The following is a 12,608-nucleotide window of genomic DNA, read 5'->3' as shown; positions in this document are numbered from 1 at the left end:
CGCATGGTGTCGCATTCACGCTCCCAGGACGGGCTTGTTGCGGAGTGCCTGAAGGCACTCCGTTCTACACTCGCAGGCATTGGCCTGCTCAGCCTGCCGATCAATCTCCTGATGCTCACCGGATCGCTGTTCATGCTGCAGGTGTATGACCGGGTGCTGGCGAGCGGTTCGGTACCGACGCTGATCGTGCTGGCTGGTTTGGCGGGTGGCATGTATGTGTTCTATGGCCTCCTCGAGGGCATCCGTTCGCGTGTCCTGCTGCGCGTCGGTCAGCATCTCGATGCACAGCTTTCTGCGACAAGCTATGAATGCTCGATCACGCTGCCGGTTCTGATCGGCCGCAAGGCGGAAACACTCGACCCGGTGCGCGATCTCGAAACCGTGCGCCAGTTCCTCGTTGGACCCGGACCGACAGCGATCTTCGATCTTCCCTGGATGCCGGTGTACTTGACCATCATCTATGTCTTTCACCCGATCCTTGGACTGGTCGCCATTGGGGGCGCGGTCTTCATTTGTATTTTGATCGGCCTGAATGAACTGGTATCGCGCAAGCCGTCGGCAGAAGCCAACCGGCATGCCGTTCAACGCGCGGCCATTGTTGAACAGGGCAGGCGGAATGCCGAGGCCGTTCGGGCCATGGGTATGACGGCAACGCTGAAAGAGCAGTGGGAGGCGTTCAATGGAACCTTTCTCACAAAACAGCGGCATGCCGCAGACATGGCGAACCTCTTTAGCACGATCACCAAATCCTTCCGCTTCATGCTGCAATCCGCCATGTTGGCAACAGGCGCCTGGCTGGCCATTGGTCAGGAGATCACGCCTGGCGTGATGATCGCGGCTTCCATTATGACGTCGCGGGCGCTGTCTCCGGTTGAGATGGCGGTCGGCCAGTGGCGCGGATTTGTGGCGGCCAGACAGGGGTTCAAGCGCCTTCGGGATGTCGTGGAAGGTCGCCCGGAAGACCCTGAGCGCATGGAATTGCCATTGCCGTCCAAAACTCTGGCCCTGGAAAATGTCGTTTCGGGTCCGGTAGGCCATCCGGTGCTTCAGAATGTCGGATTTGCGCTGGAGGCAGGGGACGGGCTCGGTGTCATTGGCCCCTCGGGCGCTGGTAAATCGTCGCTGGCACGGACCCTGGTTGGTGTCTATCCGGTGCTGCGCGGCTCACTCCGGCTGGATGGCGCGGATCTCTTCCAGTGGGCGCCGGATCGGCAAGGTGAGTTTATTGGCTATTTGCCACAGGATATCCAGCTCTTTGCCGGAACCGTGGCCCAGAACATATCCCGCTTCCAGATGGAAGCTCCTCCGGAGGATATCATCCAAGCGGCAGAGCTTGCCGATGCGCAGGCGCTGATCAAGTCACTGCCGAATGGCTATGACACCGAGATTGGACCGGGTGGCATCACCTTGTCCGGCGGGCAGATGCAGCGCGTCGCCCTGGCGCGCGCGCTTTATGGGAACCCGTTCCTGGTCGTCCTGGATGAACCCAATTCCAATCTCGATTCTGAAGGCGAAACCGCCCTTACCAAGGCCATCGGTGCCCTGCGGGACACCGGTTCGATTGTCATCGTCATTGCCCACAGGCCAAGCGCACTGGCAGGCGTGGATACCGTCTTGTTCATGAAGGAGGGACGCGCCCAGGCCTTCGGGCCAAAGGAAGACGTCCTGCAGCAGGTTCTCACGCAAAGCCCCAAACCGGTTCGGGCGGTGTAGCGAAGACATGAGTGAAACTGTCCAAACACTGCGTCGCAGCATCAGGCGGCATCTGTGGGGCGCTGGCCTGTTCTTCTGCGCGCTTCTCGCGTTCCTCATCACCTGGTTTGCATGGATGCAAATCTCCGGGGCGGTCATCGCGCCCGGCGCCATTGTTGTCGAATCCAATGTCAAAACCCTCAAACACAAGGAAGGGGGCATTGTTGCAGATATTCTTGTGGAAAATGGCGATGTGGTTCAGGCGGGTGACCTTCTTCTGCGTCTTGACGATGCGGTCACCCGCGCGAACCTTGCGGTCGTCAGTCAGCAGCTTGACGAACTGGTTGCGACGGAAGCACGCCTGATTGCTGAACGGGACAACGCGACAGACATTGTCTTTCCAGAGAGTATCGCCAGCCGTGCCTCTGATGCAGAGATATCTCGTATTGTCGCAGGACAGCGCCAGCTTAGGGCTGCACGACTGGCAGGGTTGGTGGGGCGGACGGATCAACTCCATGAGCAAATCAATCAGCTCGACAGCCAAATCAACAATCTCGAGGTTCAGGCGGACGCCAAGGCAGAAGAGATCGACTTGATTGATATGGAACTTGTCGGGCTCGAAAAACTGCTGGAAAAGAGTTACGTCGCCACAAACCGGGTTCTGGCGGTCCGCAGGGACAAGACCCGCCTGCGAAGTGAGCACGGGGCATTGCTGGCCGAAGCGGCCCGCACCGAGCTGGAAATCAGCGAAAGACGTATTCAGATCCTGCAGTTGCGAGAAGACTACCTTGCTGAGACGCTTCAACACCTTCAGGAAACGCGCAGTGAGATTGCGCGCCTGGCAGAGCAGAAAGCGGCTTCTGTCGACCAGCTCTCTCGCATGGATATCCGGGCACCACGGTCAGGCTTTATCCATCAACTCAACGTGCACACAGAAGGCAGCTTCATCAGCCCGGCTGAACCCGTCCTGTTGATCGTTCCAAAAGAAGACGCGCTTATTATCGAAACGCAGGTCGCCCCGACAGATGTCGATCAGATCTTCACGGGTCAGCAGGCGACCATTCGCCTGCCTGGTTTAAACCAGCGCACAACACCGGAATTGAAAGGTCAGGTCGTCACGATTTCTGCTGAAACGACCCTCGATGAGGGAACCGGAATGAGTTTCTTCACCGTGCGGCTCCGGTTTCTGGAGGGAGAACGGGAGAAGATACACGGCAACATCCTGATGCCGGGCATGCCGGTCGAAGCGCTGATCCAGACGGGCGATCGCACGATCCTGTCCTATCTGATCAAACCAATCCAGGATCAGATCGCCCATGCCATGCGCGAAGAGTAATCTGTCAAGCAGGTGGTTCATCGTCAGCGGTGCGTGGCTCACCGAAACCCTGGCCGCCATCGCAAACGGCCATAAACAGTCCAACATCAGTAACCTAATACCCTGGAATTACGCTAAACACGTGAGCCACACTCCACTTACAGGTCGTTGATCATCCGAAGACTTGCTCGGCTTTGGCGGCGGCGGAATTGTTCCCTGCGATCGGGCTTCGCTCACTGCGCTTCAAAACCTGTGACTGAACACAAATCCAATGTAGGGATTTTGATCCCCGCCGCGTGCGCGGTATCCTGCGTTAAACAGAATGTCCGGTCCAGGAGCATCCGAAACAATCTGATAAGTCAGGCCTATATCTATCGGCCGCACTGAAGATGTAATCTCCACGGTTTGGAAGGTTCTTGTCACGCCCGTGCTTTCTTGACCGGCCACTGCTGCAACCCTGTCTTGCGGGAGGTCGATTGAGATCTCACCAGAGGAGATCTGGAGCGGACTGGAAACAGACAAGCTCATCGTACCCGGACTGCCGAGAAAATGCTGCTGGCTGATTGAGACTTTGCCAGCACGCCCCACCAGGTTTTCGCCGCCAGTGATCAAACCTTCTTGCCGGAAATCTGTCCTGCTTTGCGTGCCCGATACTGTCAGGAGCGTGTCTTGCCCAAAAGCAACAGATCCCGATATCGTCAGGAATGATGTCGCGCTGCGTCCGTCTTGACCTGCGGCTCCCATGAAGCGGGATCCAAGGACTGTGCCGCTTTCTTCCATAAGGCCGAACTGGGCAGAAAAGCCTGACCCATCCCTGTCTTTTGCTTCAAGCCCTATGCTGGTCCTTGAGAAGGAGGCCGTGGATGATCCGATTGCATGGTCAGTCGTAAACGCAAGCGCGTCTGTCAGCTGGAAGTCATGTCCGATGGCGTAGTCTTCTGTCAGAAGCTGTCCAAATGGATCTGCGTCTGGATCCGTTTCTCCGAGGTTTACCTCATAGGAGGATACATCTCCATCCAAACGGAGACCCGTGCTGTGACTTGAACGCATGACTGTCAGGGTGTCGCTGACCTTTACTTCCTTTGCGATCGTGAGACGAGGTCTTGGCGCCTTGAGTTCGGAGACCAAGGCGCCGGCAGCAAGCTCAAATCCGCGCGCATACTTATCTGCAACCATCAAGACCTGTCCCGCGAGGGCCTGGTTGAGGGCTGGCGCCAGGGCGCCGCTCGCGACGATGCCCGTTTTGGCGAGAGGGATCGCCTCGCTCTCGGTGGAGTTCCCCTGGTAGACAACAAGTTCACCCATCGGATGCATGGCGTTGGCCAGATTCAGAAGGCCATGCCCGAAGGTCTCGGGGTCACCGAGATCTTCAGCTGAGTCGAACAAAATCTGTGCGATTTCGGGGGCGGTCAGGTGTGGCCACTGGCTCTTCAATACGGCATAGGCTCCAGTGACATAGGCGGCGGCCATGGACGTTCCGTTCAAATGAGCGAAGCCGTTGCCGTCGGGGATGTTAATGACACCTGCGCCTGGCGCAGCGAGGCAAAAGTGCATTGCGACGCCACAGTGATTGGAGGAGTGCCATAGGCTCTTGTCTTCACGGACCGCCACTACGGCGATGAAGTGACCGAGATAATCGTCCAGAACGACTGGAAGACCTGCACTGACTGAGACGTCGGGCAGGCCGTCGTTGCCTGCACCAAAAACGATCATCAAGTCAGCCGCTTTGGCGTCATTCAGGGCTTTAATCAAAGCTTGGAAGCGGGCGGGTTCAAAAAATGCGCTGAGATCGGACGCGCTTTTGAAATCGGTGATTGGAACGCTGACACCGTTGTCATCGAGGTAACCCCAGCTGTTGTTCATGACGGCAGCCCCGGCGTTGATGGAGCGGTGTATGGCATCAGCCCACATCTCTGTAGTTGACATGAGCCGGATGTCGGTGTTGCCCCGTGCTCTTATTCCCTTGAAGATGACAAGCTCGGATTCAAAGGCAACGCCGTGCAGGCCTTGACCGTCTTTCCTGCCTGCCGCGATGTTGGCAACATGCGTGCCATGACCGTTACGGCCATGACCGTCAGGTTCAGAAATATCGTTTGGGTCTCCGACAAAGTAGGAATGGCTGCTGTCAAAGTCGATTTTATTGTCGACGTTTGGAAGGTTGGCGAATTCTGGACTTTCGACATCAATGCCCGTGTCCAGGACTGCAATCTTTACGCCTTGTCCTCGCCAGCCTTGAGCGTATTTTTCATCGGCGCCAATCAGAGACAAGGCATAGTTTCGGTTGAATTCCGGGGTTCGGTAGTAGGCGGGATCGTCAGGGCCGGGGACATCGGGAACGGCCGGGACATCGGGAACGGCCGGGACATCGGGAACGGCCGGGACATCGGGAACATCGGGAACGTCGGGGACATCGGGAACGGCCGGGACATCGGGGTCTAGGTTTGGAGCGCCGGGACCTGGATTTGGAGTGCCAAGGTCTGGGTTTGGACCGGAGCCTGTCTCAGAGTCTCCACCACCACCGCCTGCGAAAGAACCTGCGACCCCAACTGCGGCGATCCCGAGGGCGATCGAACCAACTCCGAAGGTCTCCCTAACGCTGAGCTCCGAAGGGGAAAAACGACGGGTGTCTGGCGCCCGGTCTAAGGTTTGACGGAGGTATTCCTCCAAAATCTCGGGCCGGTTCATGAGGATGTATTCGTGTGCATCCTCGAAGGTTGATGGATCTAGCTCATGTTCGCGGACGAGGTAGCTCAAGACCTGTTGATCTGAGTAGGAGGTGAGTTGGCCTGCATAGATATTTGCAGAGACGGAGGTGGCCAAGGTGACAATGGCCATCGTAGTCAGGGCTAACGTCTTAAACAGGCGCATGATGATTACTATTCTTTAGCTGTTAAATTGTAACCGCTCGGTTGCGACTGCGAGCTGTTGATACCGATGACCCGCCGGACCCACGCGGCTCGCAAGTAACAGACTGAATTTATTGCGGATGTGGCGAGCCATTCGTTTCCTACCCAATACTGGGACGCGGCGGCCGCATTGTGAAATTCCAAAATCCTATGTTTAAATAGGCACCAACTATGGCCCGCCCCGCGCAGGCCAGATTTTCATTTCACCAACACAGTCCAATGAAGATGCGCTCGCCATGAGGTCAGCGGCAGGGGCTTCACCACCTCAATCCAGCCGCAAAGACCGAATGAATGAATTCGGATCAATCCAAATTAAGGCGGTCTGCAATCCAATGGAATTTGGTCCGGTCCACCAGGGTTTGAAGTTGTGAACGATACCCCATTGGTTACTTTCATATCGACATCGCCGAAGTCAGAACCGAAGAAGGCAAGCTTTTCTCTTTGTAGCCATTGATCGGACGCCATCGCGCAGCCGGTGGAGAAGGATAATCGCAAGGCGGCGTGGGAGGTCTTTGAGCATCGGCTGACCAAGCCAAACCATCTGCGGACCAACGGTCAGGTTGAGTGCATGAGCTGCATAATCAAGGACGCGACCATTAAACGATACCACTATGACAGCCACGACCAGCTTTGCACACATCTGGGCGACTTCCTTGATGCTTAGAACTTTGCTCGCTGCCACAAGAGGCTCTCTGGTCTCACGCCCTACGAATACATCTGCAAAATCTTGACATCAGAGCCAGACAGATTCAGCCTGGATCCGATCCACCAGATGCCGGACTTAAAAGCTAGGCACAACCGCTACCAGACCGATGGGGTGGGTGGCTCCTGCTCCCATCGGCGTCGCAATGCACCATATGAAGGTGTCCAAGTCTGTCTTTGAGAGGAGCCAACCTACCCGAAGAGGAAGTCGTCTTCAGTCAGGTTTGGCACAACAACGCTGCTTAAGGTAATCGTACCGTGCCCGGATACAGAGACTTCTGTGTCTGAACCGCTCGATATGATGGCCAGATCAGAGTAGGAGATACCTGCAATATCAATTCTGATAAGGTCACTGCCATCTTGGAAGCCTCTTATCGTGTCGTGTCCAAAACTGTCGTTAAAAACAAATTCGTCGCTCCCAGTACCGCCATACAGATAGTCATCGCCACCGCCGCCATAAAGGGTGTCGTTGCCAGCCCCGCCGTATAGTGTGTCATTGCCTTCGCCACCGTATAGTGTGTCATTGCCAACGGTGCCAAAAATCGTTTCGTTTCTTCCGTCCACAACAACTGAAACCGTTGCGGTGCTCTCCCCGCCATTGCCGTCCTCGACCGTATAGGTGAATGTATCCGTCAGTGTCTGGCCTACTACCAGAGCCTGAACAGCGTCTGCGCCGGTTGGATCATAGCTGATCGTCCCGTCGGTGTTCAGCGTCAGGACGGCTCCATGCGCACTCGTGGCAGAAACAGCTGTCATCGCGAGCACATTCTCCTCGACATCGCTGTCGTTGGCAAGAAGGGTGGCTGTATCAATCAAGGTCACAACATCTTCTGTGATGATGTCAGAATTTCGAGCAACACCGTTCGCATCAAAAATACGCGCCTTGATATCTTCATTTGGAGACGTTTCGCCCTGCAGCCCGTCCCAAGCCTGCCAGGTCACGACGAAGTCACCATTGGCGAGGGCTGTGACGCTTGGAGACCATTGAGTGTCATCGGTAAATTCATTGACCAGGAATTCACTGACGATCTCATTTCCATTTGCATCAAAAATCCGGGCCTTGATGGCATGTGAATCGGTATCGCCATGCTGCCCATCATTAGAATGCCAGGTGACGACAAAATGGCCACTGGCAAGCTCTGCAACACTCGGGCTGCTTTGCCAGCTATTGGTAAACTCATTAACCAGGAACTCGCTGACAACCTCATCACCAGTCGCATCAAAAATCCGGGCCTTGATGGCAGTTTGAGACGTATCGCCTTGCTGCCCGTCCTCAGACGTCCAGGTGACAACGAAATTGCCATTGGCGAGTTCTGTCACACTCGGGCTGGTTTGATCCTCATTGGTAAACTCATTGACCAAGAACTCGCTGACGATCTCGACACCGTTCGCATCGAAAATACGGGCCTTGATGGCAGTTTGAGACGTATCGCCTTGCTGCCCGTCTTCAGAATACCATGTTACGACAAAATGGCCGTTGGAGAGGGCTGTGACGCTTGCGCCCCTTTGATCACCATCGGTGAATTCATTGACGCGGAACTCACTGACTGTCTCAACACCCTCTGCATCGAAAATACGGGCCTTGATAGCATGACTATCAGTATCACCTTGTTGCCCGTCAAGAGACTGCCAGGTAACGATAAAATGGCCGTTGGAGAGGGTTGTGACGTTTGGGAATCCTAGATCGCCATTGGTGGATTCATTGACGCGGAACTCACTGACGATCGCAGCGCCATTCGCATCGAAAATCCGCGCCTTGGTGGCAGATGGATCCGTAACGATGTTAGATGGAGACGTAACTGGCTGCCCGTCTTCAGAATGCCATGTTACGACAAAATGGCCATTGGCGAGGGCCGTGACGCTTGGGAACCCTTGATTGCCATCGGTGAATTCATTGACGCGGAACTCGCTGACGATCTCGTCGCCATTCGCATCAAAAATACGGGCCTTGATGGCAGAACCAGATGGATCGCCTTGCCGCCAGTCCCAAGAGTGCCATGTTACGACGAAATGACCATTGGCGAGGGTCGTAACGCTCGAGGAGGTTTGAGCGTTATTGGTAAATTCGTTGACCAGAAACTCACTGACGCCAACGATATTGTCACCCACAATATCATTAACCAGGGCAGGTGCGTCGTTGACAGCTGTAATCTCAAGCGCAAAGGTGCCGCTTTCTGAAAGTGACCCGTCACTGGCCGTAACCGTGACACTCAATGTGCCGTAGAAGTCCTGGGGCGGTGTGCCAGAGAAACTCCCCGAAGCCGCATCAAACACCAGCCAGTCCGGGAGGGCCGTACCATCCGTAAGCGTCGCGCTTAAGGTCAGCGCATCGCCGTCCACATCCATGAATGCATTGGCCGGCAGTGCAAAGCTCACGGCCTCATCTTCTGCGGAAGCCTGATTGGGCAATGCGAAGGCCAGAACAGGCGCATCATTGGCTCCATGTACAACGATTGAAACAGTTGCGGTGCTCTCCCCGCCTTTACCGTCCTCGACCGTATAGGTGAATGTATCCGTCAGGGTCTCGCCCTCTGTCAGAGCCTGAACAGCATCTGCGCCGGTAGGATCATAGCTGATCGTGCCGTTTGTGTTCAGTGTCACGACGGCCCCATGTGCACTTGTCGCAGAAACAGCTGTCATCGTCAGCGCATCCCCCTCGACATCGCTGTCGTTGGCGAGAAGCGTGGCTGCATCAATCAGGGTCACAACATCTTCTGTGATCGGATTGGAACTCTGAGCCACATCATCAGCTGCGACAGGTGCATCATTGGTTCCGTGCACAACGATCGAAACGGTTGCGGTGTTCTCCCCGCCATGGCCGTCCTCGACCGTATAGGTGAATGTGTCGATGAGTGTCTGCCCAACTGTCAAAGCCTGAACATCATCTGCACCGGCTGGATCATAGCTGATCGTCCCGTTGGCGTTCAGCGTCAGGGCGGCACCATGCGCACTCATTGCAGACACAGATGTCACCGTCAGCGCATCCCCGTCGATATCGCTGTCATTGGCAAGCAGGGTGGCTGTATCAATCGAAGTGACAACATCTTCTGTGATCGGAGTAGAACTCTGGATAACAATATCATCAGCCGCAGCAGGGGCATCGTTGACAGGGGTAATATCAAGCGCAAAGGTGTCACTCGCTGAAAGCGACCCATCGCTGGCCGTCACCGTGACAGCCAAAGGACCATTGAAGTCCTGGGGCGGTGTGCCCGAGAAGCTCGCCGAAGCCGCATCAAACACCAGCCAGTCCGGGAGTGCCACACCCCCAGACAGCGTTGCACTCAAGGTCAGCGCATCACCATCCACATCCATGAATGCATTGGCCGGCAGGGCAAAGCTCACAGCCTCATCTTCCGTTGAAGCCTGATCAGGCAATACAATCGCCAGAACAGGCGCATCATTGGTTCCGTGCACAACAACAGAAACGGTTGCGGTGCTCTCCCCGCCACTGCCGTCCTTGACCGTGTAGGTGAATGTATCCGTCAGGGTCTGGCCCTCTGCCAGGGCCTGAACAGCGTCTGCGCCGGTGGGATCATAGCTGATCGTACTGATCGTGCCGGTGTTCAGCGTCAGCGCAGCGCCATGCGCGCTCGTGGCCGAGACCGCTGTCACCATCAGTGCATCCCCCTCGACATCGCTGTCATTGCCAAGAAGTGTGCCGGCATCAATCAGGATGACGACATCTTCTGTAATGATGGTCCCGTTTTGCGTCACGTCATCATCGGACGCAACAGGCGCATCGTTGACAGGGGTAATCTCAAGCGCGAAGGCACTGCTTGCTGAAAGCGAGCCATCGCTGGCCGTCACCATCACATTGACTGTTCCATGGAAGTCCTGCGGTGGTGTGCCCGAGAAACTCCCTGTAATCGCATCAAGCAGCAGCCAGCCCGGCAGGGCCGTGCCCCCAACCAGCGTCGCACTCAAGGTCAGCGCATCACCATCCACATCCATGAATGCATTGGCCGGCAGGGCAAAGCTCACAGCCTCATCTTCCGTTGAAGCCTGATCAGGCAATACAATCGCCAGAACAGGCGCATCATTGGTTCCGTGCACAACAACAGAAACACTTGTGGTGCTCTCCCCGCCACTGCCGTCCTTGACTGTGTAGGTGAATGTATCCGTCAGGGTCTGGCCCTCTGCCAGGGCCTGAACAGCGTCTGCGTCTGTTGGATCATAGCTGATGGTCCCGTCAGTGTTCAGCGTCAGCGCGGCATCATGCGCACTCAGTGCAGAAACCGCTGTCACCGTTAGCGCATCCCCCTCGACATCGCTGTCATTGGCAAGAAGCGTGGCGGTATCAATCAGGGTCGCACCATCTTCGGTAATCGGAGTGGAACTTTGCGCAACATCATCAGCTGCGACAGGTGCATCATTGGTTCCAAAAACCACGATTGAAACAGTTGCGGTGCTCTCCCCGCCTTTACCGTCCTCAACCGTATAGGTGAATGTATCCGTCAGGGCCTGGCCATTTGCCAGGGCCTGAACAGCATCTGCGCCGGTTGGATCATAGCTGATCGTTCCGTTGGCGTTCAGCGTCAGCGTGGCCCCATGCGCACTCATGTCAGACACAGATGTCATCACTAGCGCATCCCCCTCGACATCGCTGTCGTTGGCGAGAAGCATGGCTGCATCAATCAGGGCGATAGCATCTTCTGTGACCGGAGTGGCAGTTTGAGCCACATCATCGACTACGACAGGTGCATCGTTGGTTCCGCGCACAAGGACGTACACGGTTGCGGTGTCCTCACCGCCGTTGCCGTCATTGGTCGTATAGGTAAATGTGTCAATGAGTGTCTGACCCTCTGCCAGGGTCTGAGCAGCAACTGCGCCGGCTGGATCGTAGCTGATCGTGCCATCGGTGTTCAGCGTCAGGGCGGCACCGTGCGCACTCGTGGCATCAACAGCTGTTACCGTGGGCACATCTCCGTCGACATCGCTGTCATTGGCCAGAAGGGCGGCGGTATCAATCGAGGTGACGACATCTTCTGTAACCGGCGCAGGACTTTGGATAACAAAGTCATCAGCCGCAGCAGGGGCATCGTTGACGGGGGTAATATCAAGCGCAAAGGTGCCGCTTTCTGACAGCGACCCGTCGCTGGCCGTCACTTTGACACTGACTTGCCCAGTATAGTCTTGGGGCGGTGTGCCCGAGAAGCTTCCCAAAGCCGCATCAAACAGCAGCCAGCCCGGCAGGGCCGCACCATTAAGAAGCGTTGCGCTCAGGGTCAGCGCATCACCATCCACATCCGTGAATGCGTTCGCCGGCAATACAAAGCTCACGGATTGATCTTCTGCTGAAGACTGATGCGGCAATGCAAGGGCCAGAACAGGTGCAGCGTTGGTTCCGTGCACAACAACAGAAACACTTGCGGTGCTCTCCCCACCATTGCCGTCATCAATGGTGTAGGTGAATGTATCCGTCAGGGTCTGGCCCTCTGCCAGGGCCCGAATGTCATCTACGCCGGTGGGATCATAGCTGATGGTCCCGTCGGTGTTCAGCGTCAGCGTGGCTCCATGCGCACTCAGTGCAGACACAGATGTCACCGTCAGCGCATCCCCGTCGATATCGCTGTCATTGGCCAGAAGGGTGGCTGTCGCAATCTGGGTCACAACATCTTCCGTGATCGGAGTGGAACTCTGAGCCACATCATCAGCCGCGACAGGTGCGTCGTTGACAGGGGTAATCTCGAGCGCAAAGGTGCCGCTGGCTGAAAGCGACCCGTCGCTGGCCGTCACTTTGACACTGACTTGCCCGGTATAGTCCTGGGGCGGTGTGCCCGAGAAGCTTCCCGAAGCCGCATCAAACAGCAGCCAGCCCGGCAGGGCCGCACCCCCAACCATTGTTGCACTCAAGCTCAGCGCATCCCCATCCACATCCGTGAATGCATTCGTCGGCAAAACAAAGCTCATGGCCTCATCTTCCGCGGAAGATTGAGGAGGCAATACAATCGCCAGAACAGGTGCATCATTGGTTCCGTGCACAACGAGTGAAA

The 12,608-nt window shown here is 56.2% G+C and carries 4 protein-coding genes and 1 pseudogene; 3 read left to right on the top strand and 2 right to left on the bottom strand.

The features are described from left to right. The first annotated feature begins 6 nt into the window (after positions 1 to 6). Together Q1B13_RS25135 and Q1B13_RS25130 are read left to right on the top strand one after the other, a co-directional pair. Entirely contained in the window at positions 7 to 1,713 is a 1,707-nt protein-coding gene (locus tag Q1B13_RS25135) for a type I secretion system permease/ATPase (protein WP_299800729.1), read from the top strand. Positions 1,714 to 1,720: 7 nt separating this feature from the next. Next, positions 1,721 to 3,028 (top strand): HlyD family type I secretion periplasmic adaptor subunit, encoded by a 1,308-nt coding sequence (locus tag Q1B13_RS25130; protein WP_299085453.1) that lies wholly within the window; start codon positions 1,721 to 1,723, stop codon positions 3,026 to 3,028. Positions 3,029 to 3,250: 222 nt separating this feature from the next. On the opposite strand, the gene Q1B13_RS25125 is transcribed toward Q1B13_RS25130, so the two are convergent. Continuing rightward, on the bottom strand, positions 3,251 to 5,875 hold the full coding sequence (locus Q1B13_RS25125) for a S8 family peptidase (protein WP_299085451.1): 2,625 nt from the start codon (positions 5,873 to 5,875) through the stop codon (positions 3,251 to 3,253). A 407-nt stretch (positions 5,876 to 6,282) separates the two neighbouring features. On the opposite strand from Q1B13_RS25125, the pseudogene Q1B13_RS25120 reads away from it, so the two are divergent. Then, positions 6,283 to 6,691: pseudogene (locus Q1B13_RS25120) on the top strand (IS481 family transposase); the annotation flags it as partial. Positions 6,692 to 6,807: 116 nt separating this feature from the next. Here the strand turns inward: Q1B13_RS25120 and Q1B13_RS25115 are convergent. Then, on the bottom strand, positions 6,808 to 12,597 hold the full coding sequence (locus Q1B13_RS25115) for a tandem-95 repeat protein (protein ID WP_299085449.1): 5,790 nt from the start codon (positions 12,595 to 12,597) through the stop codon (positions 6,808 to 6,810). Positions 12,598 to 12,608 lie beyond the last annotated feature (11 nt).

It is taken from the genome of uncultured Ruegeria sp. (assembly GCF_947489545.1).
Classification (GTDB): Bacteria; Pseudomonadota; Alphaproteobacteria; order Rhodobacterales; family Rhodobacteraceae; genus Ruegeria.
Note: the sequence above shows the minus strand (reverse complement) of the source record. Positions and strands in the feature narration are given on the sequence as shown.